Annotated in this window: 20 protein-coding genes; 7 read left to right on the forward strand and 13 right to left on the reverse strand. The window is 53.1% G+C overall.

What is annotated here, in order from left to right; genetic code table 11:
- Positions 1–188: 188 nt before the first annotated feature.
- Positions 189–1,646 carry a SulP family inorganic anion transporter gene (locus tag C7459_RS01550; RefSeq protein ID WP_109685564.1) on the forward strand — a complete coding sequence of 486 codons (1,458 nt, stop codon included), beginning with the start codon at positions 189–191 and terminating at the stop codon, positions 1,644–1,646.
- A 117-nt stretch (positions 1,647–1,763) separates the two neighbouring features.
- Here the strand turns inward: C7459_RS01550 and C7459_RS01555 are convergent, their stop codons facing one another.
- The 7 genes from C7459_RS01555 to C7459_RS01585 form a co-directional block, all read right to left on the reverse strand.
- Positions 1,764–2,963 carry a hypothetical protein gene (locus C7459_RS01555; RefSeq protein WP_109685566.1) on the reverse strand — a complete coding sequence of 400 codons (1,200 nt, stop codon included), beginning with the start codon at positions 2,961–2,963 and terminating at the stop codon, positions 1,764–1,766.
- A gap of 66 nt (positions 2,964–3,029) precedes the next feature.
- Complete coding sequence (locus C7459_RS01560) at positions 3,030–3,923, reverse strand: C39 family peptidase (RefSeq protein ID WP_109685568.1); 894 nt, start codon at positions 3,921–3,923, stop codon at positions 3,030–3,032.
- Between the two features lie 167 nt (positions 3,924–4,090).
- Positions 4,091–4,849, reverse strand: coding sequence for an SDR family NAD(P)-dependent oxidoreductase (locus tag C7459_RS01565; protein ID WP_109685570.1), 759 nt, complete (start codon positions 4,847–4,849; stop codon positions 4,091–4,093).
- Positions 4,850–4,870: 21 nt separating this feature from the next.
- The gene (locus tag C7459_RS01570) at positions 4,871–6,241 is read right to left on the reverse strand and encodes an APC family permease (protein WP_245884358.1); all 1,371 of its coding nucleotides are present in this window, start codon (positions 6,239–6,241) and stop codon (positions 4,871–4,873) included.
- 230 nt (positions 6,242–6,471) lie between these two features.
- Complete coding sequence (hrpB, locus tag C7459_RS01575; RefSeq protein ID WP_109685572.1) at positions 6,472–8,967, reverse strand: ATP-dependent helicase HrpB; 2,496 nt, start codon at positions 8,965–8,967, stop codon at positions 6,472–6,474.
- A 99-nt stretch (positions 8,968–9,066) separates the two neighbouring features.
- Entirely contained in the window at positions 9,067–10,950 is a 1,884-nt protein-coding gene (locus C7459_RS01580; RefSeq protein WP_109685573.1) for a 3'-5' exonuclease, read from the reverse strand.
- A 91-nt stretch (positions 10,951–11,041) separates the two neighbouring features.
- The gene (locus tag C7459_RS01585) at positions 11,042–11,737 is read right to left on the reverse strand and encodes a DNA alkylation repair protein (protein ID WP_109685575.1); all 696 of its coding nucleotides are present in this window, start codon (positions 11,735–11,737) and stop codon (positions 11,042–11,044) included.
- 114 nt (positions 11,738–11,851) lie between these two features.
- Here C7459_RS01585 and C7459_RS01590 point away from each other — a divergent pair, with 114 nt between their 5' ends.
- Positions 11,852–12,346 carry a lecithin retinol acyltransferase family protein gene (locus C7459_RS01590; protein WP_146200919.1) on the forward strand — a complete coding sequence of 165 codons (495 nt, stop codon included), beginning with the start codon at positions 11,852–11,854 and terminating at the stop codon, positions 12,344–12,346.
- A 79-nt stretch (positions 12,347–12,425) separates the two neighbouring features.
- Here the strand turns inward: C7459_RS01590 and C7459_RS01595 are convergent, their stop codons facing one another.
- The 4 genes from C7459_RS01595 to C7459_RS01610 all read right to left on the reverse strand — a co-directional run bounded on the left by C7459_RS01595 (position 12,426) and on the right by C7459_RS01610 (position 17,887).
- Positions 12,426–13,856 (reverse strand): DUF4832 domain-containing protein, encoded by a 1,431-nt coding sequence (locus C7459_RS01595; RefSeq protein ID WP_109685579.1) that lies wholly within the window; start codon positions 13,854–13,856, stop codon positions 12,426–12,428.
- A gap of 12 nt (positions 13,857–13,868) precedes the next feature.
- On the reverse strand, positions 13,869–14,429 hold the full coding sequence (locus tag C7459_RS01600; protein ID WP_109685910.1) for a class I SAM-dependent methyltransferase: 561 nt from the start codon (positions 14,427–14,429) through the stop codon (positions 13,869–13,871).
- A 313-nt stretch (positions 14,430–14,742) separates the two neighbouring features.
- Positions 14,743–15,921, reverse strand: a complete 1,179-nt coding sequence (locus tag C7459_RS01605; protein WP_109685581.1) for a hypothetical protein — start codon at positions 15,919–15,921, stop codon at positions 14,743–14,745.
- Positions 15,922–16,189: 268 nt separating this feature from the next.
- Positions 16,190–17,887, reverse strand: coding sequence for a methyl-accepting chemotaxis protein (locus tag C7459_RS01610; protein ID WP_109685583.1), 1,698 nt, complete (start codon positions 17,885–17,887; stop codon positions 16,190–16,192).
- 218 nt (positions 17,888–18,105) lie between these two features.
- Between C7459_RS01610 and C7459_RS01615 the strand changes: the two genes are divergently transcribed.
- The 5 genes from C7459_RS01615 (at position 18,106) to C7459_RS22910 (ending at position 22,404) form a co-directional block, all read left to right on the forward strand.
- Positions 18,106–19,386 (forward strand): sensor histidine kinase, encoded by a 1,281-nt coding sequence (locus tag C7459_RS01615; RefSeq protein WP_109685585.1) that lies wholly within the window; start codon positions 18,106–18,108, stop codon positions 19,384–19,386.
- Positions 19,387–19,484: 98 nt separating this feature from the next.
- On the forward strand, positions 19,485–20,267 hold the full coding sequence (locus C7459_RS01620) for an ABC transporter permease (RefSeq protein ID WP_109685587.1): 783 nt from the start codon (positions 19,485–19,487) through the stop codon (positions 20,265–20,267).
- A 4-nt stretch (positions 20,268–20,271) separates the two neighbouring features.
- Positions 20,272–21,057, forward strand: coding sequence for an ABC transporter permease (locus C7459_RS01625; RefSeq protein WP_109685589.1), 786 nt, complete (start codon positions 20,272–20,274; stop codon positions 21,055–21,057).
- 13 nt (positions 21,058–21,070) lie between these two features.
- Complete coding sequence (locus C7459_RS01630; protein ID WP_109685591.1) at positions 21,071–22,045, forward strand: ABC transporter ATP-binding protein; 975 nt, start codon at positions 21,071–21,073, stop codon at positions 22,043–22,045.
- A gap of 167 nt (positions 22,046–22,212) precedes the next feature.
- A complete protein-coding gene (locus C7459_RS22910; RefSeq protein ID WP_146200920.1) occupies positions 22,213–22,404 on the forward strand; it encodes a hypothetical protein in 192 nt (63 codons plus the stop codon).
- 164 nt (positions 22,405–22,568) lie between these two features.
- Here the strand turns inward: C7459_RS22910 and C7459_RS01635 are convergent, their stop codons facing one another.
- The gene (locus C7459_RS01635; RefSeq protein ID WP_109685593.1) at positions 22,569–23,684 is read right to left on the reverse strand and encodes a type II toxin-antitoxin system PemK/MazF family toxin; all 1,116 of its coding nucleotides are present in this window, start codon (positions 23,682–23,684) and stop codon (positions 22,569–22,571) included.
- Between the two features lie 56 nt (positions 23,685–23,740).
- A complete protein-coding gene (locus C7459_RS01640) occupies positions 23,741–24,217 on the reverse strand; it encodes a hypothetical protein (RefSeq protein WP_109685595.1) in 477 nt (158 codons plus the stop codon).
- Between the last annotated feature and the right edge of the window lie 281 nt (positions 24,218–24,498).

The raw sequence follows: 24,498 nt of genomic DNA on the forward strand, positions 1-24,498 counted from the left end.
AATGTGCGGTGGAAATGGGAAAAGGCTCATCTGCTTCGGCGAGGGAGCCTTTTTTTATACGTGCTTCTGTTAGGGTACAACGATTCGGCTCGCTCGTTCGCACTTCATCCCCTCCTCTAGGTGCTTAACCTTGCTGTCGACACACGCCTGTGCTATTCTCAGGACTTAGTAATAGGAGGAGGTATCCAATGCGAACTCTCACGTATAAAGAGTCTTGGTTCTTTAACATCCGCGGCGATATCCTCGCGGGCATGACGGTGGCATTTGCTTTGATTCCCGAGGCGATCGCGTTCGCCATATTAGCTGGCGTCGACCCGATGGTCGGGCTGTATGCATCGTTCGCCATCGCTGTGGTGGTCTCGTTTGCCGGAGGGCGACCCGGCATGATCTCAGCGGCGACTGGCGCGATGGCTTTGGTGATGATCGACTTGGTGGCAGACTATGGAATCGAGTACATGTTTGCCGCTACGGTGCTGACAGGCATCCTGCAATTCGTGCTTGGCGTGCTCAAGCTCGGACGTTTCATCACGTTCCTGCCACATCCGGTTGTCCTCGGCTTCGTCAACGCGCTGGCGATCTTGATCTTCATGGCACAGCTCCCGAACTTTGTCGGGGCTGGCTGGCAGATGTATGCAATGGTTGCCGGAACGCTTGCCATCATCTATTTGTTCCCTTACCTCACAAAAGCGTTCCCGTCCGCCCTGCTGGCGATCATCGTGATGACCGTGTTCGCTATCTTCACACATGCGGACCTGCATACGGTCGGGGACATGGGCACGATCACGCGTGCGCTGCCGAGTTTCCACATCGCGAACTTGCCGCTGACGTGGGAAACGTTCCAGATCATCCTGCCCTTCTCAGTCTCGCTGGCGATCGTCGGGATTTTTGAATCCTTGCTGACGGCGACGATCCTCGATGAGATGACCCAGACACACAGTGACAAAAACCGCGAGATTCGCGGGCAAGGGTTGGCCAACGTCATCACCGGCTTTTTCGGTGGGATGGCCGGTTGTGCGATGATCGGCCAGTCGGTCATCAACATCAAATCAGGTGGACGCGGGCGACTGGCCACGTTTGTTGCCGGGATGTTCCTCATCTTCCTCATTCTCGTGTTGGGCGATGTGGTCACCCGCATCCCGATGGCCGCGCTGGTGGGTGTGATGGTCATGGTCTCGATTGGGACGTTCGACTGGAATTCGTTCCTGCACATCCGCCGGATGCCGATCAATGAAGCGCTCGTGATGCTGACGACGATGGCGATCGTCATCGCGACACACGATCTCTCCAAAGGCGTCATCGCGGGTGTGATCATCTCCGCACTGGTCTTTGGCTGGAAGATTTCCCGCCTGCAAGCCACATCGCACTGTGAGCAGGACAACACGCGCAAGACGTACTACGTGACCGGTCAGCTCTTTTTCGGGACATCGAGTCACTTCATCGAGTTGTTCGATGTGGCGAATGACCCCTCGCAGATCGTCATCGACCTGAGCGGCTCGCATGTCTGGGACCATTCGGCGGTGACCGCGATCTCCAAAGTGCTCGCCAAGTACCAAGAGGCGCAAAAGAACGTCACCCTCGTTGGCCTCAATGAAGAGAGCCGGACGCTGATCGACCGCGTGGGGTTGCAGGTGACATCTGCTCATTAGGGAAAAGCCCTCGGTTGTCGGCCGAGGGCTTTTTTTTCCGAAAAAAACGGCCCATCACCAATGCGGTTGGTTCGTTTTCGTTGAGGTACGGTACGGCTCTGATTCACGATACTAGCCTCATATCTTATCCAAATCCACGAGGTACATGTCAGCCGCTACGATTCCGGAATCCTTCGCGATTTGCTGCTGTTGTTCAGGTGTGCCGCTCGGAATCGCCCAATATAAATAATGTCCTTTGGTCGTGACAGTTGTTGCTGGCTTTTGATCCAATGTGATCAACTTTTCTAACTTCCGGTCGTAGACTTGTGTTTTTTCGTAGGAAGTCCAAGCCAAAATACGCTGACTCATCGTCAGGAATTGCAACGCATCTGCCTCCCCAGACTTTACTAGGGTCTTTTGCTCCCCATTCTCAGAAATACCAATGGTCCACTGTCTATTCAGATGATTGCTCCACGCATAACTATCGCCTTCCACAGAGAAATATTTAGGATGAACGCCTTTCGTAACCTGTTTAGTTACCTTTCCTCGATTCCAAAACAGCTCACCATCCTGCTCTTCCGAATCATAGCCAACCCACATATCAAAATCCTTTGTTAGCACAGGGTTATATCCTGACGTAGTGAGGTCAGTAAACGTATTCGTGAGCAGGTTGTATTTTTTTGCGACAAAACCAGGACCTGTGGCTGTAGCCGGTCCGACAGTTGGGCTAAAAACAAATTCATTTTCAAACAGATGCGGTGCCCATAAAACTCCTGGATAGCCATGTCCTTGACTGTCTTTTGGCGAAGAATATACAATCCGGTCTTGATGTGTTCTGCGATCATACACATGCATGTTCCAATCTAAAAATTGCTGATCGAGCGCCTCGCTCCAAACTACCCATTGGTCATTAACGTCGGCAACAGCACACTGCGCATACTTTCCTTCTACAGCTGCAATCGTTTCAACTTTTTTTGTTTTAGGATCGAACAAAACCACTTCGTAAGGCTTTTCATTTTGCTTGGGAACCGTGGCAACGATCTGACCATCATTGGCAACACTAAGCGAGGAAAAAATACGTTGATCCGGAAGTCTACTCGCAAACGCTTGGATTGCTTCTCTATTCCAACCTGTTGCCTGCACTACAGGCTCAACTTCCGGTGGGTTAGTCGGTATGGGTAAGAACTTATCTTGTGCATCGTTTGAATTTGCACTTGGTGAAGTGGAAGAGGCTTCGCTAAAAAAGTCACAACCAGACACCGTTAAACTACCGAGCAAGAACGTGCAGGCTCCGACTGCCTTAGTAAAAGTTTTCAAATGGTTGATTGTCACAGTCACAGAGAGATCCTCCTTTTGCAAGAAGACGGGCGGTAGCTACCCGCCCGTCTCGACTTTCCTGTATGCTTACCAGATGATGCCGCGACCGCTTGTCATGCCCGCAATCGTGCTCGAGTTGAGCGTTGATTTCGTCGGTATCGAAGCCGTATTCCATGCGGTGCTAAATCCTTGACCACCCGATGCAGAATCTGCATACTGCGTATTGTCACCACTGGCAGAGTAGCCGTCAATCGCAATCCAGTGGTAAATCGTCAGGTTAGTCGGATGTCCAACCAAGTGAGTCCCATTGGCATTTTCCACAACGTCGGCGGAAACCGGATAACCCTTGTCAATCGTGTACGTTACATCGCTCTTGAAGGTTGCTGCGCTCGGTGATGCTTCCGCCGCATAATTATTGGCCGAGTTGGAGTAGTAGTCAAGCGTGTCTGCCATCGGGTAGTAGTAGCTACCCGTGATCGCGCGTTTACTCCAAACTGTACCGTCGGTGTTGGTCCCGAGATAGTTAGCTGCATCACTCATCGCCAAGCTTGGGTTTACGCCGATCTGACGGATGATTTCCGTCGCACTTGCTGGCCCACAATAGTAATTGTTCGGTTGTGACAGTTGACTGACGGGAACGTAGTGAGAACCGTATAGAGCTTGCGGGTTAAAAGTGATGCCGTTTTCACGCTTAAGTGCTTTGTTTTTTTCGCTCGCGGTGAGGCCAATTCCTCCCCATTTGGCTACGAATTTCTCAAATGCCTGATCTTCCTCTGCTTGTGTGGACTTACCAACCCTTACATTTTCATGCAGTTTCGCCAACGCGTGTTTCTCGTCAAGCTTTTCTTTCATAGTACCTGAAACCGTAAGGGTAAGGTCTTGTGCTCGATCTGGGTTCGTCGTGTCTGCATATGCGGTGCTTGTGATGGATGACGCAACTGCAAGCACGGCAAGAGTTTGAATCCAAGCTTTTTGTTTCATTGTGTTCTTCCTCCGATTTTCACTTCTTTTACAAATGATAATATATTAATGTAATTCCATAAATAGGCACAAAGGACCGATTTGTATTGGGTCGACCCCGCCAAGCCTATTTGTAAAAAAAGACCCAGCCGCACCCGCGACTGGGTCTTTTTTCCGTAACTTCTTGCCTACTTGGCTGTCATCCCGCCATCGGGGACAATCGCGCTCCCCGTCATCGCTGAAGACTCGTCTGACGCGAGAAACAGCGCGACATTCGCGATCTCGCGCGGTTGAATCATCCGCCCGATCGGTTGGAAATCGGCAATGCCCGCCAACACGTGCTCCCGTCCGCCCAGCAACTCGGCATGCGCATCGTTGATCGTCGTGTCCACCCAGCCTGGGCAGACGCAATTCACGCGGATATTGTCTGCCGCGAAGTCCAGCGCCATCGACTTGGTCAGCATCAGCACCCCACCCTTGGAAGTCACATACGCCGACAGCAACGGTTCGGCCACCAGCGAGTTCGCAGACCCGATGTTCACCACCGAGCCGCCGCCCGCTTTTTTCAACTCGGGAATTCCGTACTTGGAGACGAGGAACATCCCCTTGAGGTTGACGTTCATGGTGAGATCCCAGATCTCTTCGCTGATGTCCAAGATCGAACCTGGAATGTTCACAGCGGCATTGTTACACAGGATATGTAGCCCACCATACGTTTCCACAGCGGTCGAGATCAGCGCTTGGACCTCCTCCGACTTGGAGACGTCCGTCCGGCAAAATACCGCTTGTCCACCCGACTCGCGAATGGCGCGCGCTGTCTCCGCACCTTCCGCCAACAGATCCGCGAGCACGACTTGCGCGCCCTCCTCTGCAAACCGCTGTGCGATCGCAGCCCCAATGCCACGAGCGGCACCGGTGACGATCGCTACTTTTCCAGACAGGCGCATACGCTCTGCCTCCCTCTGCTCTTAGAGATCCTGCAACGTCGGCGGCAGTTCGCGGTAGCCCTTGGACTTCACCGCGCCGAAGACGATCCCGACTGCAATCCAACCAAACCCGACATAGAAGGTCACCGGGTCAAATCCCGACCAGACATAGCCGACGATGAACAGCCCGGCCAGCGGGAAGATCATGAACTTGAAAATGCTCTTGAGATCGCGACGCTTTTTCTTGAGGAAGAAGTAGTAGAAGACGCTGAAGTTCAGCATCATGAAGGACGTGGTCGCCCCGAAGTTGACGAACTTGATGATCGTCTCAATCGGCAGCGCAAACAGGATGAACAACGACACCCCCGCGGAGAAGAACGTCGCGCCAATCGGGGTCTGGTACTTCGGATGCACGCGGCGGAAGAACGAGGAGAAAGGCAACAGATTGTCACGGCTCATCGAGTACAGCACGCGTGAAGTGGCCGCTTGCACGTTCAGCGTGACCGCTCCGCCCATCGCGATGACGTTGACGAGGATCAGCAAGACGTAGAACACGTCCCCGCCCGACTCCCGAGCGATGTCGAAAAAGCCCATGTCCGGGTCAAGCCCTTCATACGCCGGATGCACCAGCGCGGCCATGTAGGTCTGCCCGAGGAACAACACCCCGATCACGATCAGCGAGAGCACCGTCGCTTTGCCAACTGTGCGAACCGGGTCTTTGGCTTCCTCCGCCAGCGTGGAGATGCCGTCGAACCCGAGGAACCCCAGCACGGCGATCGTCGTCGCCGTCGCGATGAAGTTGACGTTGAAGTGCTCGGCTTGGAACAGCGGTGCCATCGAGAACCCACCGGTGCCATGCCCATCGATGAACACAAACTTCACGCCCAACGCGAAAAACGCAACCAAGGTCGCGATTTGCAACCAAAACATGAAAAAGTTCGCCCTTGCCGTCAAGGTGATGCCGCGGACACTGATAAACGTGTTAATCAGGATGAACAGCACGCCCCACGCTTGGGCCGGAACACCGGGCACGATGCCCTCCATCCACACGGCGGAAAATGCATACATCAGTCCAGGTATCAAGATGTAATCGATCAGAATTAACCAGCCCGCGACGAACCCGATGTGCGGGTTGACCGCGCGTTGGATGTACGAGTAGACCGAACCGGCGATCGGAAACTCCCGGCTCATGTGCGCGTAACTCATGGCGGTAAACAACATCGCGAGCACGCCGACGATGTACACCAGTGGGGTCATGCCATAACTCTGATGCGCAACGAGGCCATAAACCTGCATCGGCGCGAGCGGTGCCATAAACACCATGCCATAAATGACCAAATCTGTGAGACTCAACGTGCGACGCAATTCTTGTTGGTAACCAAAACGTTGAATCGAGAGTTCGGTGCTGGACATGTGATCCCTTCTTTCTCTGTACTGGTTGATTTGACGGAGACAACACACTTCTTTGATATATAGAATGATATTCTAGTACAAAAAAGGTTAACCTTCTCGAAATCGAAAATTTACTGAAATATTTATTTCTGTAGTATATATATTCTCCACGACTAAACTATTCAAGTTCGCAAGTGAAAAAAAGACCGGGAGTGCGGGCGCACTTCCGGTCTTTTTCTGTATGTGGTGGTTCAATTTGTAGGCCGTGGACGGACGCGATGGGTCGGCGTGGCGTTCCACGGGTCGTCGGGCCAGTAGTGTTTGGGGTAGCGGCCTTTCAAGTCTTTTTTGACCTCAAAGTAGGCGTTGGCCCAGAAGCTGGCGAGGTCGCGGGTCACTTGCACCGGACGTTGGGCAGGTGACAGCAAGTGCATCAGCAGCGGCACTCGCCCGCGTGCGATGCGCGGCGTCTCCGGCAGGCCGAACACTTCCTGCAACCGGACGGCGAGCACGGGTGCGTGCGGATCGCTGTAATCGATCGGCACACGCGAACCGCTGGGCACGACCATGTGCGTCGGAGCGCTGGTCTCCAACTCGCGCTGCTGCTCCCAACTCAGCCGCGATCCGAGCAGTTGCGTCAAGTTCAGGCGTTGGACGCTGCTCAAATTTTTCGCCCCGTAGAGATGCGGTCCTAGCCAGTCAGCAAGCGTCTCCGTCAAGGCAAGCTCTGAAACATCGGGCCATGTCGGGTCCGACTGGTGCAGGAAGTGCATGCGCTGTTGCAGTTGGCGGGCATTGCGCGTCCAAGGCAAGGCTTTGTCCAGACCTGCGGCGGCGATGCCTTCGAGGAGCGCCTGCAACGTTTCCTCCGGGCTCGGGTTGGTCAGTTGCGTGTCGCGCAAGATCAACGCGCCGAGGCGCTCCCGCTTGCGGGCTTTGACTGACTGTGTCGAGGCATCCCACTCGACGAGGCGTTCCTCGCGGATCTGGGTGTGCAGGTGCTTTTTCAACTCCTCAAGTTCCACGGGAGCGGCGAGGTAGATGCGGCTCTCCACGCCTTGGTCGTCCTGTTCGGCGGCGACGAGATAGGCCGCGTTGGAGATCTCTTGCAGTTCCGGCAGCGCAGCACCGCGTCCGTTGCGCAGGAGGTAGCGTCCATTGGGGCGGCGCTGGGCGATCCGGTCGGGGTAGGCAAAAGCGAGCAGAAGCCCGCAGGCTTCTGGGTCGCTTTTTTCCTGCGGCGGGATCTGGAGCGCACGCTTCCATTGCTTCGCCTCGGTGAGCAGACGACGGGCCGCGTGGAGGTCGACGGTGGTGCTGGGCAGCTCCGTTTTTTCCTGAATGGCGCGCAGGACATCTACTCGCAGTCGCAGGTCGGCGGTTGCGAGGCGGTCGCCACGGAGCAGATCGCGCTCGCTGAGCAGCGCGGCGAGGTCACAGGCGAGCTGCCCGTGTTGGAGCGGAATTCCTTGCAAGATCATGTGCGCGAGGCGTGGATGCAAGCCGAGTTCTGCCATCTGCCGTCCGTGGGGAGTAATCTGTCCGCTGGGGTCGAGCGCGCCGAGCTGTTGGAGCAGTGTGGTCGCTTGTTGATAGGACGAGGCCGGCGGTGGATCGAGCCAGAGCAAGTCCGCTGGATCGGTGACCCCCCATGTGGCGAGTTCCAAGGCGAGCGGGGCGAGGTCGGCCTCTTGGATTTCCGGTGTGCTGCGGAGTTTGAGTTGCTGGTCTTCCTGTTCCGTCCAGAGTCGGTAACAGATGCCGGGGGCCTGTCGCCCCGCACGACCTCGGCGCTGATCGGCAGAGGGGCGCGAGACGGTGACCGTCTCCAGACGGGTCATGCCCGTGCGCGGGGAAAAACGCGGGACCCGCATCTGCCCGCTGTCGATCACGACGCGCACGCCCTCCACCGTTAAACTCGTCTCGGCAATCGAGGTGGCCAACACCACTTTTCGTTGCCCCGGCGGGCAGGGCGTGATCGCGAGGTCTTGTGCTTCGCGGGAGAGGCCGCCGTGGAGCGTGGTCACGCGCACGCCATCACGACGTGGGAGTTGGCTTTCCACGCGGCGGATCTCACCCGTGCCGGGGAGAAAGACGAGGATGTCGCCCTCCTCCTGTTCCAAAGCTTCCATGATCGTGCGCACCACGACAGGATCGATGCGCCCATCGATCCGGCGAGCGGCGAACCGGGTCTCGACAGGATACGCGCGTCCTGCACTTGTCAGCACGGGGGCATCTCCGAGCAAGGCCGCGACCGGCTCTGCTTCCAGCGTTGCCGACATGACGAGCAGGCGGAGGTCTTCTCGCAGGAGGGATTGTGATTGCAGGCACAGCGCCAGACCTAAGTCGGCGTGCAGACTGCGCTCATGAAATTCGTCGAAAATCACGATGCCATAGTCCTCCAACGCCTGATCCGCCTGCAACAGCCGGGTCAAAACGCCTTCGGTGACGACTTCAATCTGCGTCGTCGGACCAACTTTGGTGTCCATCCGAACTCGATAGCCTACGGTTTCTCCGACCGACTCCCCCAACAACTTCGCCATGAAGCCAGCGGCGGCACGAGCGGCCAGCCGACGAGGTTCGAGCATCAGGATCTTGCGCCCTTGCAACCACGGTGCATCCAACAAGGCCAATGGCACCCTCGTCGTCTTGCCTGCACCGGGCGGGGCGACCAGCACGGCATGTACCTGTCCGCGCAACGTCTCCTGCAGGGCAGGCAACACCTCTTCAATCGGCACTCTCAGCACATCTCTCACCCTCCATCCGACAAAAAAACTAGACCGCCACGCGATCTAGTTTCCGATTTGCTATGTGCTTGTATTTTACCATAGCGGTGCTGGCCAAGCCTATGCTTGATCCCGAGCTTGTTCGAGAATTGTACCCTGCTGCCGACGCAGTTCCACTTCGTCCAGATAACGTGTAAACAACGAATTTCCACTATACGTCAGAAACAAGTATTGCAGCGACCGAGTCATTCCAATATAGAGCAACGCCACATCGCGTTCTTCGTTTTCTTCCATTTTGAACGGCATGCTTTCCAAATTGACGATAAAAACGACACGGAAGTCGAGCCCTTTCACACTATCGAACGTGGAGATCTTCACCGACTCGTCCTTTCGGTTAAACTGGCGCTTGCTCGCTGCGTTCTCTGTCACCCAGTAAAAGGGGATGTTGGAGTTGGAAAGTTGCTGCCTAATGGTATCAATATAGGGTTCACGGTACGAATTTTTGATCCGGTATAGGATCGCCATCTCCGATAAAGGAATCCCCTCGTGATACAATTCGTAGACTTTGGCACAAACCAACGACATCTCCTCTCGCAAATTCGCAAAGCGTTTGACCATCGGTTCCGGACCGCGCCGCTTGGTGCTCTGTGGGGGCAAGATTTCCACACCTTCCGTGGTTCCTTGCTTGACTTTGTTTTGGAGGACCGAATGCTTCTGATAGAAGTCCCAGGCAAACTGGACAACCTGTGCAGTGTTGCGATAGTTGATCGTCAACACTTTCGAGCGTCCACGAAAGTCCAACCCAATGTTTTGGTTGAGGCTGGTTTTGCGTTTGAAGATGTTTTGCGCACGGTCTTCTACTAAGAGCAAGGATTGCGTTTCCTCACTCAATACGCTGCTCACCAATTTCAACCACTCGGGCGCAAAGTCCTGGCCTTCATCGATCAGGATCGCTTCGTACTTGGGCAGAATCGCTTCCTTTTTCTCAATCTTGTCTAACAAGAGCGGAATCTGGTCATCGTTGACGATTCGAAATGTATCGCGCAGCCACGCGTGGAAGTTATAAACCTGAATATTGACATAGGAATTGAGATCTGATTTGTCCCGTTGCTCGATCAAACTATGTAATTGGCGGGCAAGTGGCACGCCGTAACAGAGGATGAGAATCTTCCAGTCGGGATGCTCCTTGGACAACAATTTGGCGCGGCTGGCGAGAATCAACGTCTTGCCACTCCCTGCCACACCTCGAATCAAACGGTGCTTATCCCCCATCTGCTTCGCCAAGTTTTCTTGGTAGAGGTCCATCGTCTTGATGTTGTGTAAGGAGAGCAATAGTTGATCTTGGTAAGGAACAGGTTCGCCAAATTCGGCGCTGATACGAACTTCTGGGAACAAGTGATAGCGAATCGCTTGGATCTCCGCGTCACTCAAACGTTCCGAACGACGGTAAAAGACGGGCATCATCCCCTGTAATTTCTCCACCAGATGCTCCTGTGAGTACCCTTCCTCATCTGAGTCGATCTCATCGCGGCACAACACGAGGTTAGGCTCGATCACAGAGTACAAGTCATGACGGATAAACTCTTCCTGCTTCAAACGGGTAAAAACAGTGCCATACCCGTATGGAAACTTTAAACTGCCATGATACTTACCTGCAAGTTGCACCAAGTTCTTGTCTCTTTTTAATAAGTCACAGAGGTGAAACGCGTATTGCCTCGCCTGAAGCAAAGGGCTTTTGACCGTTTGAATATCGCCCGCAGATGTCTTAATCGTCCAATCATCACGATTGAGCTGATGCAAAGTGTTTTTTGTATAGTCCTTCACTTCCAAGACCAAGATTCCTAGATCTGGACCGATGATAACAAAATCAGGTCGTTTTCCCTTGATATCAGGCTCGTAATAGACGAGGTAGTCTTCGGGTAGGTCACGCTTTAAGGTTTGAAAAAACAATCGTTCTCCAGCTGTGGCAGAACTGTGTATCGTTTCTGGGATCATAAATGCCACGACTCATTCTCCTTATGCGTTTATCCATTTGCATTTAGTTTACTAGATATTTAACTAAAGTGCACACGCAATCTGAGAGTTATACTTTTCACTATTTCTTCGCCCGCTTTTTCGCCATCGCATCCCGTTTGAATTTGGTGTCCTCGATGTAGGTCGTGGCATCTGGAGTCTTGCAACTCGTGTCGCCATGATCGACTTCTACCTTCCCGATCACCCGCGCGATACGCAGCGCCTCCTCTTCCAAGTCCGCGTTGCGCAGGCCGATCGCGATCAAGGCGCCGTTCATCCCATGACGCGTCCGGTTTGGACGGCTGTGGATCGACGTCTCGATCACCGTGAGATACGCCGCGAAGTAGTCATCTGGCAACTGCTTGTCATGTGTCGCGAGCTGCGCCACCAGTTGCCAGCCTCCGTAACTCACCCATTCGTCCTCCACCGTCGTCCACTTCGGAACCAATGCGCTTGCAAACGGAGCCTTGCCGACCAGCGTAGCCACCGCATCCACCCCTGGGTAATACGGCCAATTCCCGATCCATTTCTCCACGACCTCCACGGAGATGCTGTTCGGGTCCGCGATCATCGTCGCCAGCATCCGCGCGTCCTCATTGCCCGTGTCCCAGAGCTGTTCCGCGAGGGCTTGGTTGGTCTTGAGCTCCTTTTTCAACAGCTTCAGATTGGCAAAACTCACCCCGTACTGGTTCGCGCTGGCACCGTGCCGTCGATAAGTCTTGCGCGTCTGCTCCGAGCCATATCCTTCTAATCGCTGTAGTACCGCTTGCAAGTCCATTCACACAACCTCCTCTTGCTACGAGAATAGCACAAATGCAGGATTACAATTCATCAGATCATTCAGTATAATATAATTAAATATGATGACATCTAAATTAAGGGGGCTTCCAACTTGAGCAGACGCAGCAGAAACATGCGCTCCTCCTCCAACCTTGGCGGGTTGATCGGCTTGCTCAGCGAAGCAACCACGCTCGCCGTCCGCGTCGGCAAACACTCCCCGGTCGAAAAAGTCCGCAATCTCTCACAGACGGTGGAAAACTTCCTCGATGCCAACGACCCTCGCTTGATGGCACGACGTCTGTTGGTGGACGAGTCTCACCAACTGGAACGCGGCGACCATGTCTACGTCCAACGCGTCGGGTATACCCACCACGGCATCTATGTTGGAGGGGGTCGCGTGGTTCATTATCTTTTGAATCAGGGCATCCTCGAAGACTCGCTGGAAAATTTCGCGAGCGGCATGAACGTGCAGCGCAAAAACAGCATCCAGCGCTACTCCGATCGCGAAACCGTCCGCCGTGCCTACTCGCGGATCGGGGAGGACAAGTACAACCTCTTCCACAACAACTGCGAACACTTTGCGAGCTGGTGTCGCAACGGTTCTTGACTCCCCACCCCCCCGTCCTCCAGAAAAAAGGAAGTTCCCCCGCGTGCGGAGGAACTTCCTTTTTACGTGATCGCCGTCGTCACGGCAGGCGCAGCGGTGGCTTCCCTGTAACGGTCAACTCCCCGAGCGGATACCGGCCGTCCTGCCGCTTGCCTTGGATCGCGAACTCAACGCCCGGCTGTTTCGTATCGGGGTCGAGGATCGCGACATGGAGGGTGTAACTTCCCTGTGCGAGTCCCGGCGGGACGCTCAGGTATTGAATCGTCTGGATCTGGCCCGGTTGCCAGCGACGAATGTCTTCGGATGTGACGGTGCTGGCGACCACGGCCCCCGCCTCGTCGACGAGCGACAGTTCCAACGGCCACGGGTAGTAAAAAGGGGCCACCCCTTGGTTGTCGACCACCAGCGTGACCGGTACATGGCCGCCCTGCCGAACTTTATCGGGGAAGGAAGCGGAGCGGATCACGAACCGATAGCCGATTTTTTTCAAAAAGGAGTTCAGGTTACTCTGCTCCGTCTGGTCGAGTTTCACCTCGGACAGCACTGTCGCCCCCATCCAACTGACGTGACTGCGTTGGGCCTCCGCCAGAATCTCTCCGATGTTTTGCGGCTGCAACAGCCCGCGCACACTGCCCGCGTTGCCAAACTCACCACCACTCGGTCCTGCGCGCCAAAAATCAGGCATCGCCGGGATGTCTGCACCTGCGAGCGAGGAGGTATACCCGTTTTCAAACCAGTCGTTGAAGTCGCTCGTCGAGCGCGGACTGCCGAACATATCATTGTAGAGACCGAGTTGCTTGTCCTGAACGATCGGGTGTGGGCGGCGCATCAGAAGTTTTTTGTCGGGGAAGGCGTCGAGGTAGTGTTGAACGTATTGATCGGAGACGGCGAGTTTTGGGAAGGGGATGTTGATTTTTTCATCGCTGTAGGTGTGCCACTCCCCCCAATGTCCGAGGCTGCCTAGCGCGAGATAGGCGAGGCGCGGGTCATGGTCGTAGCGCTCCCCGAGTTTTTGCATCACCGTGCGGTGCGCGTTGATCAGCTTCGGGTTGTCATAGTTCGGGCTGAAGCCCTTGCCAACATCCTCGTCGTACCAGATCCCATCGCCTTGGATTTCTTGGTACAGCCAGTCAGGGATGTCCATATGCTTCGTTTCCGTTCCATAATCGAGGACGAAGCGCAGGATCACCTTCACGCCCCGCTGGTTCCACTCGGCAAACTTGTACTTGCGCTCGATCTCTTCAAAAGCAAATCGGCCCTTCTCCGGTTCGAGGTCCCGCCAGCTCAGCACCATGTAGACCAGTCGATGCGGCTGGACATACGGGCCGCCGGACGCGGCTGGCACCAAGCCCATGAACGGGTTGTTCAGCACGGCCTCGCTTCCTTGCGGTTGTACCTGCACAAAGTCGGGGCGCGCCAATCCGCGCAACGGCGTTGAAGCAAAAACATCTGTGCTGATCCCCACCAACACGGCCACACTCAAGACCTGCCAGACTTTCCACGTGCGCATGCGCTCGCCTCCCTACGCTTTTGTACAGACGGCAATTCCGATAAAGTACCGCACTCCTGTGCGCGGTTCCCGCTCAAAGGTCGGGCCGCGCTGATAGAACATCTCCACGCGATCAAAGCGTCCGCACAATTCGTGAAACTCCTCCGGGGTCAGTTGATGGACGTGGAAGGGTTCGCTCGTCGGCATCCCGCGTCCGCGTCCAAATGGAGTCGAGACGACGAGCGTGCCGCCCGGCTTGAGCAGGCGGTACAGGTTGTCCATAAAAAGCTGGTCGTCTGCGACGTGTTCCAGCGTTTCAAAGCTCAGGATCGCGTCAAAAACGCCGAGTTCCTCCGGCAGTTTCGGGTCGAGTGCGTCTGCTTGGCGGTAGGTGACTTTCTGATGGTTGTATTCCCGATTCGCATAGGCGAGGGCTTCTGCGTCGTTGTCGACGCCGACCAACTCGGTCAGTTCGCGCTTGCGATCCTTGGCGATCATGTGACAGCCGTAGCCGCTGCCACAGGCGATGTCCAACACCCGTCCTCGCACATAGGGCGTGGCAAAGTAGTAGCGGGCGAGATGTTCCAGCAACATCCCATTCGTCGGCTTGAGCAGTTTGGGAATGATGCGCTCCCCTGTCCATTCCACGCGCTCACACCCTTTCTCCGTTCACTTGTTGTCCCTCTAGTTTACCATAGGCCGCCTACATCCCCAATACGCCTACAGGTTCAACAAAAAAAGCCCTCGTACACGTATACGAGGGCGGTGGGGAGGAGGTTTACTTCTTGATCGCTACAAAACCTACAGGATCAGGGTCAACCCACCCTGCAGTCTTGCTTATCGTTGTGCTTCCGATTGCAAAACTTGCTACCGCAACCAGTGTTAAGACTATTAGGATCTTCCTCACCTAGAAATCCTCCTCATCGAAAAACTCACGTTTTGAGCGAGAATAGATGCGCTCCTGTTTATAGTATCGCATCGCAGATTCTGAGTCATCTCGTTTTGCGTAAAATTCGAATAGGCACTTACAAGCGAAAGCGCGTATTTTTAAGGTCTGAGATGAATCCTCACTTACACGTATAGCATATAATGGGTCATTTTTTAAGATCGTATAGATGATTTGTACCTTGCTAGAGATCGTGGGGTACTCCTCCAAGAGTGACGCATGCTGCTCAAGTAACGTTAACGCTGTTTCGTATTTCTCTAGCTTCAACAAGGATTTGACGCAGTACATAATCGCGACTGCGAGAATGTCGTCGTTTTCTTGAAGGTGTTTTATGGCTGTCATGGAAGCCCTAGCAGAGATTTTATATTCTCCGTTCAAATACTCAATATAAACTAAATTCACAAGCGACTTACCAATTGCATTGCTATCGTTGGTTTGTTCATAGTGTTCCTGTGAACGGTATCCATATTTACGTGCTATTTCTAGGTTCCCACGATCTGCTTGGACTCTCATCCGTGCATAGTAGACATTACCAAGCACTCGCGGATTTTCAGGAAAAGCCTTTTCAACGGTATTCAGGACTTCCTCGATATTGCTGTATTCCTTTTGGGAAATGTACGTCAACATAAGATTTGCGGTCACAAAGTCCAAAAGTCGATTGTCCTGATATTCTTCGTGTACTTTTTTCGCATATGTCATGGCTTTTAGCCAAGATTCGTGTGACCCGTCATAGTCCCTCTGTAGGAACTGAACCCTTCCAAGATTATTCAGAGAATATCCACGCTCTGTGGCTCCGATTGCCACTTCTGCAAGTTCGTTCGCTAGTCTGGTGGCTCGTTCCATCGTAACCTTGTTTCGCGTTTTGCCTTCTAGGGTCGAAATCAAATCTCTCTCTTTTTCATAAGTATCGATCTGCTTCAATCTGTCTTGAGTTATGCCCAACCCGTTGATGATCGGTTCTAGTTCTTCAGAAGAAAATGGGCGTTCGCCAGCTAGGGATTTGCGCATGGACTCTCGGTTCATGCCTAGACGTTGCGCAAAAGCACGGATGGTGAAAGCATCGCCCTTCTCTTGCATGATTTCTGAAATACGTCTACCTAGTGGTATTTGACTACGAGTTTTCTGGTCAACTGTAATCATTAGCAAAGACCTCCATTGAACCATCTATGTGTAAACATAAACTACGAATCAACTATTACTACTAAATAATTATATTCGTAATCACGGTTCCTGCATAGACACTTCCTGACCATTCTGAACTGCATGGCCCCTTCTGTTTACTGATTTGTGAAAGGCTGTGGAGCGGGCTTTTATCGCGATTGATCAGCAGGTCGATTGGCCACCATACAAAAAAGCAACAGCCCCCCATGCGGGTGCTGTTGCTTTTTGAGAGAGTGAGCCTGCTCCCCTACAGTTTAAACTTGCTCAGCGACTGTTGTAGCTCTTCTGCCATCGAGGACAGCGTGGTCGAGGCGGTTGAGATCTCTTCCATGGAAGCGGTTTGTTCCTGTACAGATGCAGCTACGGTTTGCGTATTTTCGGCTGCTAACTCGGAAACCTGCGCGATTCCCTCCATCAGCTCGACGACAGACTTCGTCCCTTTGTTGGCTTCTTGCACGCGTTCGGACACGCGTTGTGTTTGTGCAGATACATCATCCACGACCAACATAATATTGTGGAAGGCCTCTCCGGCGTTTTGAATCATCACCAGACCTTCTTTTACAGCATCGTCGCCTTGGTTCATCGCTTGCATCGCTTTCTCTGTATCGCGTTGAATCTCTCCGATGATCGTCGCGATCTGCGTGGCTGCACTGCCGGACTCTTCCGCCAGTTTGCGAACCTCGTCGGCGACCACGGCGAATCCCTTGCCTTGTTCTCCCGCACGCGCCGCTTCAATCGCCGCATTCAAAGCCAACAAGTTGGTTTGATTCGCGAGCTCACGGATGATCGAGACGATGCCTCCGATTTCCTTCGACTTCTCGCCAAGCTGGTTGACCACGTCGGAGGAGATGCTCACTCTATGGTTGATCACATTCATCTGTTCAATCGATTTGACGATGACCTGATTCCCGTCGGCTGCTGTTTGTTTGGCATCGGCGGAAGAGGTGGTGACATGTTCCATCCCGGACGATACTTCTGCGATGGCTTCCGAGATCGTGATCACGACGTTTGTCGCATGGGTCACATCCGCAACTTGACGGTCCGCGCCGATCGCAATCTCTTGGACCGATTGTGCCACATTCTCCGCGACCTGACTTGTCAGTTCGGAACTGGCTGTCACCTCTTCGGACGTGGCGGCCACCTGTTGCGAATTCAGGGTGACCTGTTCCAAAAGCACGCGAATGTTTTGCTTCATTTGACTAAAGTGATGTGCCAATTCGCCGATCTCGTCTCGGTTTTTGATGACAGGATCGGGACCGCTTAGATCCCCGGCTGCGATCTGCTCCGCTGCACCTGTGATCTTGCGCACAGGGCGGGAGAGCATCCGACTGATGAGGAAGGCATCTCCGAGCCCGATCAACAGCGACGAAATACTCAGGATCAGCACAAGTTTCTTGGTAAACGCCACATCGTTATTCAGATCAACGTTTTGCATTTTCGCTTCATTGGCCTGATAGTCCAGCAGTTCCTCGGCTTTTTGAATAAAGGCCTCCCCAACGGGCGTGCATTGTGTTTTGACAAGTTGCGTGTATTCCGCAACCTTGTTCTCCTTTTTCAAGGCGACGAGGTTATCAATGATTTTTTCGTGTTCGGTGTGGATCGCATTCATTTCATTGAAGATTTTTTTCTCTTCTGGTGTTTCTAGGCTTTTCTCAAGTTGGTTGCTCAAATCGACATAACTTTGGTTGGCCTTGGTATAGCCCGTGATGTAGCTCTCGTCCCCAACGAGCAAGTAGCCACGAGCATACTTTTGCCGTTCACTAATGTTTGAAACGATGTCCTTGGTTATCATCACATCGTTGAGGCGGCCTTGAATCAGTTCACTATAGTTCTTATCAATCAGAGAGATTCTGAAATACCCAATTCCTGCTACGGTTGCCAGCAGGATGAGGACGATCAGGAAGCCAATATATATTTTTCTCGCTACTGGAACTTCTAACTTCATTTTCTTCCCCCCACGGTGTGCTTTTTCGCCACTGATGACCCCAATCAGTTAAATGAAGTATTTCTCCAGTTACAATGAAATCCCTTTTTACCCCCGAAAACTTTTAGTAAATACCTTCTCTTGTACGCGAGTTAAAAGCTTAGTTGATCTGACAGAACGCCAAAAGCATGGCATACTAATAAAGTTGTGTAGGAACGTCTCGATGTGGGGGTAGTTCATTGTTAAGCAAGGACCTGTTTTTAAATGTCTTGATCGTCCTGTTTCCGGTCTTGCTGTACCAGATCTTCTATGATCGCTCGGCCCAGAAGGCGATCTACCGCTCTTGGTGGTTCACTGGGCTCTTGGGCGGTTTGTCCGCTGTTTTTTGTTTGCACTATCCGTTTGTTGACGGGTATCATATCTTCTGGGATTTTCGTGCCTTGCCGTTGGTGCTGACCTTGCTGTACGCGGGGTATCGTGCCGGCGCGTTGGCGTTGTTGCTAGAGGTGGCGTTCCGGGCCTATGTGGGCGGGGATGCTGCGGTCTATTCCATCGTGTTCACGCTTGTTTATATGTGCCTCCCATTCGGTTTAAAAAAACGCTTCGCGCAAGGATGTCCACGACGTCGGTTGGTGCTCGGATCGAGTTTGGCCCTCGCCGCGTACTTGATGCAATTGTTCGTCGCCGCCTTGAATCTCCGCCTCCATACGCAACTTTCCTTGCAAATCGAAGCGGCTGAGAAAATCTGCTTCTTGCTGTTGATCGGGGCGTTGCAGACGATGACGATGGCTCTGGCGATCTGGTTGATCGAGAACCTCATCGCCACCAACAAATTGCGCATCGAGATGCATCGTGCGGAAAAGCTCGGCATCATCAGCGAGCTGGCCGCCTCGATCGCCCATGAGGTTCGCAATCCGCTGACGGTCGTGCGCGGGTTCTTGCAGTTGGTCAGCCACAACGCCGATCCCAAAAACAAACAGTACATGGACACCGCGATCACCGAGTTGGATCGTGCGGTGTTCATCATCAGCGACTATCTGAATTTCGCCAAACCGCAGGTCGAGACGCTCGCTGTCTTCGATGCATCTCGCGAACTGCACGATGTCGTCGGGCTGATGACCTCGTTCGCCCTGCTCAATGGGGTGCAGATCAACCCGCAGTTGGAAAGCGGCCTCTGGGTGCGCGCCAACCCAGATAAATTCAAGCAAGCGGTGATCAACCTCTTGAAAAATTCGATCGAAGCCTCACAGTCAACAGGGAGTGTCGTCCATCTGCGCGCCTATCACGACCCCCAACACATCGTGATCCAGGTGCAGGATACCGGGGTCGGCATGACGCCTGATATGCTGCAACGACTAGGTCAACCGTTCTACTCCACGAAGGAAAAAGGCACTGGTCTCGGCACGATGGTGACCTTGCGCCTCATTGAAGCGATGGACGGCGAACTCTCCTTCGCCAGCACACTTGGCAGCGGCACCGAAGTGACGATTCGCTTGCCCGCTGTGGTCTTGGAAACCTAACCGATCTGGGTTTGACCCGATCGGTTTTTCGCATTCCAATTTCCTCCATGTCATGCTATTATGAATTTCTGTCTGTTTGAGAGGAGGTTCTATCGGGCGTGCAGTTCTATCTGATGTTGTTTCGCAAGACGTATGTACGCAATTTTCAGTACCGGATGGCCGCGATGGCGAACAATTTAGGGAGTCTGGTGTTTGGCTTCATGTACATCGCCATCTGGCAAGGAACGCTGGGCCCTGAACGTCACGTGCTGGGGTTTGGCCAAGACGAGATGGGCTGGTATATGGCGTTTGTGCAAGGGATCTTTTTCCTCTCGTTCATGGCGTTGCCGCGTGGATTCGAGATTGAAGAAAGTGTCCGAACCGGGTCGATCTCGTTGCAGATGATGCGTCCGGTGAGTTTCTACGGCTACTATCTGGCACATGGGTTTGGGTATCATGCGTACAATTTCCTTTTCCGTAGCATCCCCGTCTACCTCATTCTCTCGCTCTTCGTCGGTTTCCCCAGCTTTGACATGGCGAACCTTCCTCTCTTGGTGCTCTCCTTGCTGTTCAGCGCATATCTCGGTTTTCTCAGCAATTATTTTGTCGGAGTGGTGGCGTTTTGGACGAACTCGACCCGTTGGGCGTTCCTCGTCATGTACACATTGATCAATACGTTCTCTGGCTTTCTCGTTCCGCTGCCGATCCTGCCTGGTTTTTTGGCACCCCTGAGTCTGGTTTCCCCGTTTGCAGGGATGAACTACTACCCGGCGATGGTGCTGTTGGGACGTCCGACGCTGCTTGGGGTGTTGGTGCCGCTTTTTTGGTGTGTAGCGCTGACAATCGTCGCGCTACGGGTGACACAGGCAGCACGACGCAAGCTCGAAGTGCAAGGAGGGTAAGCGGTTGGCACTCTATTGGAAGTTGGTAAAAGCAAGCCTCAAGTCCCAGCTGCAGTACAAGCTGGCGTTTGCTTTTGAGGTCGTGATGTTCATGATCATGCAAGCGCTCGACTTCCTGCTCGTCGCGGCGATCCTGTTGAAGTTTGACACCGTCGGCGGCTGGGATCTGTACGAAGTCGGCTATCTGTTTTCGATCGCCTCCTTGGTGCGCTCGCTGTATCGCGTGTTCGCCAACGAGATTCATTCCTTTGAAAAGTACACGAAGAACGGGGAGTTTGACCAATTGCTGACCCGCCCGGTCTCCCCGCTGGTGCTGCTGTTCTCGCGCGGCATCAACTGGAACCAGATCGGCGGGTTCCTCCAAGGGGTCCTGATGCTCATGTTCGCCCTGTGGGGCTTGCATGAGCAGGGGGCGTCGATCTGGGCTGCGCTGCTCTATCTGCCCGTCTCGATCCTCTCCGGTGCGTTGATCGTGTTCTCGCTGGGGCTGGCGACGGCGACGATTGGGTTTTGGACGGTGAAAATTAACGAACTGCTCGCCTTCACACACTATGGGCCGCTCAATGCGGCGAGCTACCCGATGCACATCTATCCGGGCTGGTTGCGCGGGGTGCTGTTCACGCTGATCCCGGTGGCCTTCATCGCCTATGTCCCGTCGCTCTACCTGTTCGACAAGGGCGGAGCGTTATGGTATCTGCTGGTCTCGCCGCTGATCGCCTTCGTGGTGGCTGGGCTTGCGCTGCGGTTTTGGAAGTTTGGCATCAAGCATTATCACAGTACGGGCAGCTAAAGGGGGTTTTTCCATGATTCGAGCAGAGGGTTTGACCAAGTACTACCACGTTACGGAGCGCAAAAGCGGCCGCTTCGCCACCTTGCGCACGTTCGTCGCGGGACGGATGCAAAAAGTGCCCGCGGTGCAGGAGATGTCCTTCGAGATTCCCAAAGGTGGCTTCGTCGGCTACATCGGCCCCAACGGTGCGGGCAAGTCGACGACGATCAAGATGCTGACCGGCATCCTGCATCCAGACGAGGGACGGGTCGAAGTCGGGGGCATGAGTCCGCAGAACCAGCGCAAGGAAGTCGCGCGCAAAATCGGCGTCGTGTTCGGCCAGCGCACACAGTTGTGGTGGGACTTGCCGACGCGGGATTCGTTTGAGTTGCTGGCCGCGATGTACAACGTGCAGGCTGCGGACTATGACAAAGCGATGGGTGTCTACGCCGAACTGCTCGGGCTGCATGAATTCCTCGATACCCCGGTGCGCAAACTCTCGCTAGGCCAGCGGATGCGCGCCGACCTCTGTGCGGCGCTGTTGCACGACCCGGATGTGCTGTTCCTCGACGAGCCGACGATTGGACTGGACGTGACGGCCAAGAACCGGATCAGGGGTTTTTTGCGAGATCTCAACGAGCGGGAGCAGAAAACGATCCTGCTGACCACGCACGACATGGACGACATCGAGCAGTTGTGCAAGCAATTGATCATCATCAACCACGGGAAAAAAGTATACGACGGCACGCTGGAGGAACTCCGGGCGACGTACCCACTGCCGAGCGTGTTAGAGGTGGAGTTTCACGGGGATGTGCAAGAGTTGTTGTTGCCAGCTGGCACCCAGTACGACCCGGAGCGTCGGGTGGCCCGGTTGTCTTTTGACAAGCAAGTCACATCACCGATGCCGTTGATCGACGCGCTCGGCGCCTGTGGCGAAGTGCGGGACATCCAAGTGCTGACCCCGAAGATCGAGGATATTATTGAAGGGATGTACATCGCGAGTCGATAAAAAAGCCACCGAAATCTAGATTTCGGTGGCTTTTTCGCTGTTGCGGTAGACGTGAACAGTTGTCCCCACCACTAAATTGTTTGTCTCGTGGCGAGACTATTGTCAGGCACTGACTACATGACATATCTTATCGCAAGCCACAGGTAGCATTTTGGAGGTGACAGGTCTTGAAAAAGCAAAGCGAAATTCTGGGCTATTGCATCAACGAGGAATGTAGCAAGTCTAGAGAAATCGTCTTGATTCTTGCTGCAATGAGTCGTGCATCTTCCCTTGCAACCGTTCAAGATTTGGGCAATAAACGTGAGCTAACATGCGATCAATGCGGAGACAGTTTGCATTTTTGCCCTCACCACTACTAATCAGATAAGCAAAAAACCTCACCTGGCCAGGTGAGGTTCACTTGTCCGCCTTGGGACAAATATGTAGCGTTGCTACGCTCCTTAGGAGCGGATCGTGTTTTCATTTTATGTCCGATTCCTGATCATGTCAAGGGCGCATTCAGAAACCTGAGCAACTCCAGTCATCAATTTGCTCTTGCTCCAACTTGTGAGGGCTGTTGAACGGTTTGAGCCATACTTTGAAGCTTGCCGTAGTTGAATAATCGAACATCATCAGCACTACGTCGAGCCTGTACGTGTGCCTTTGAGTGTAGCCATCTCTGAACTGATTTCTCAATATCCTCTGTGCTAAATTGAGATTGAGGAAGCTTTCTCTCAATTGAATAAAGCGTTGTATCACCTTCGACTGTGTAGATCAGCCTATCCTCCGTGCTACTTGGATCTTTCTTGTAGACACGATACATATGTTGATACTGAACGTTAGAGTTCAACAATACAGGGATACGGTTCGGATAGTTCTGAATTTCTGCCTCATATAAGGTCGGTTCTTGAAATAAAAAAGCTTGAAGACCTTCCTTGACACGCTGCGACTGTTCAGCACTTAGAAACGCATACTCCTCGTGATTCGAGGTCGCATTGTGAAAGGTCTCTTTCTTCAGTCGTTTATGGCTGACCGTTGTTAGCTGTCTGAGGTCCGCAACTGAAACATTGGTCAATTCGCCGCTCGGATTACCTGTTGGTGGATTCATTCCGTACAGGAGCCCCACACCCAGCACAAAACAGGTAGCCGAATCAGAGTGCTTATTTGGCTTGTAGCTGCTTAGAGGTATGACCGTGAAGGTATCCTGATAGGTATCAGATTCCCAAACAATAGCAGGGTGCTTCCCTTTTAGCTCAGCTCCAAGGCCTGAAAAGTTTACCATCACAATCTGGTTTTTTGTAAAATATGGTAGGTACCCGATGCGGTTATCCGATCCTACATATGTAGGTACCCTTTTGTTCGCGGCCGTCAGATACGTATCAATACGGCCAAGTGTATCCTTTCTAGATCGAATCACTCGATTGTCTCTCGGGTCTAGCTCATTCTGTAGAGTGAGCACCTTTTTCAAAACGTCAATAAATTCTGATCGTGTAGGAGTATTATCCGGATCGAGTGGTGTAGTTTCCTCTGTAGTCAACAAGTGGATAAAGCCCGCCAGATCGTTATTGGACAGAATCGTCTGAAGTTGCCTAGCAGAATGGTTCCGATCAACTTCTGTCATGGTAAAGAGCTTTGCTAAAAGGTTTTCCAATGACGACATTTCAAGATCTCTCCTCTTCCGTGTTCTTCACTGCAAGGCTTAGTGGGACACTTACCTTAAAGTAGAGCCTTTGCCTCGGCTTTACTGAGTCCACGGTAGTTCCCGCATCCTAATTCGTGGTTCCAAGATACTTGAACAAAGGGACAACCAAACTCGTTTCCTCCTAGAGCAACATAGCGGTGTTTGGCTCTAAATACCCCTGGTAACTTCCCAAGTCCTCTCAGGTCAGGAAATGCCCGTTTCAACTCTTCGGCCGAGTGGATGCCCGGGTTTTTGATGAAATAATCGAAGACGGGAGCTTGTCGTTCCGTTAAGCCTGCTTGCAGTTCTTTCAACAATCTAACCTGTTTGGAATCCACCACGCCATTTTGCTCATAGTATTCAGCTTTTACTGCCTGTTCATTGGATTCCTCAATCTCAACGTCTACGCTTTCTACCTCTCCAGAGAGGTATTCCAACAGCGCTCGAAGGTCTTGGGTCGAGGTTTTAGAATCCGACATATCAAAATGCAACGTAACCTTTTCGAGTTTCATTTACAATTACCCCCAAAGTATATTGATCTAGTCCAAAATTAGACAAGCTTTTAAATGTTCTCATGAAGTTCTTATGAACAATATATAACCCTCAAGAAGATTCGTCAAGATGATTGACTGAAAAACTTTCCAGAGAATAAGCAGACTCCCACTTCTCGTTCGACTCTCACACTTGCTGGATGTTCGGTTCATCACAGGAAATCCCGCTCGATCCACTCGCTACGGGCGCAACGTCACACGCACACGAGCAGAAAAGAAAGCCGCCAAAAAGGGAGTCCCCC

It is taken from the genome of Tumebacillus permanentifrigoris, assembly GCF_003148565.1.
Lineage (GTDB): Bacteria > Bacillota > Bacilli > Tumebacillales > Tumebacillaceae > Tumebacillus > Tumebacillus permanentifrigoris.

Coding starts and splice junctions, on each gene's coding strand:
- C7459_RS01550 (WP_109685564.1), top strand. CDS start 189: ATGCGAACTCTCACGTATAAAGAGTCTTGGTTCTTTAACATCCGCGGC.
- C7459_RS01560 (WP_109685568.1), bottom strand. CDS start 3,923: ATGAAACAAAAAGCTTGGATTCAAACTCTTGCCGTGCTTGCAGTTGCG.
- C7459_RS01565 (WP_109685570.1), bottom strand. CDS start 4,849: ATGCGCCTGTCTGGAAAAGTAGCGATCGTCACCGGTGCCGCTCGTGGC.
- C7459_RS01570 (WP_245884358.1), bottom strand. CDS start 6,241: ATGTCCAGCACCGAACTCTCGATTCAACGTTTTGGTTACCAACAAGAA.
- C7459_RS01585 (WP_109685575.1), bottom strand. CDS start 11,737: ATGGACTTGCAAGCGGTACTACAGCGATTAGAAGGATATGGCTCGGAG.
- C7459_RS01595 (WP_109685579.1), bottom strand. CDS start 13,856: ATGCGCACGTGGAAAGTCTGGCAGGTCTTGAGTGTGGCCGTGTTGGTG.
- C7459_RS01600 (WP_109685910.1), bottom strand. CDS start 14,429: ATGTTGCTGGAACATCTCGCCCGCTACTACTTTGCCACGCCCTATGTG.
- C7459_RS01605 (WP_109685581.1), bottom strand. CDS start 15,921: ATGATTACAGTTGACCAGAAAACTCGTAGTCAAATACCACTAGGTAGA.
- C7459_RS01610 (WP_109685583.1), bottom strand. CDS start 17,887: ATGAAGTTAGAAGTTCCAGTAGCGAGAAAAATATATATTGGCTTCCTG.
- C7459_RS01630 (WP_109685591.1), top strand. CDS start 21,071: ATGATTCGAGCAGAGGGTTTGACCAAGTACTACCACGTTACGGAGCGC.
- C7459_RS01635 (WP_109685593.1), bottom strand. CDS start 23,684: ATGTCGTCATTGGAAAACCTTTTAGCAAAGCTCTTTACCATGACAGAA.
- C7459_RS01640 (WP_109685595.1), bottom strand. CDS start 24,217: ATGAAACTCGAAAAGGTTACGTTGCATTTTGATATGTCGGATTCTAAA.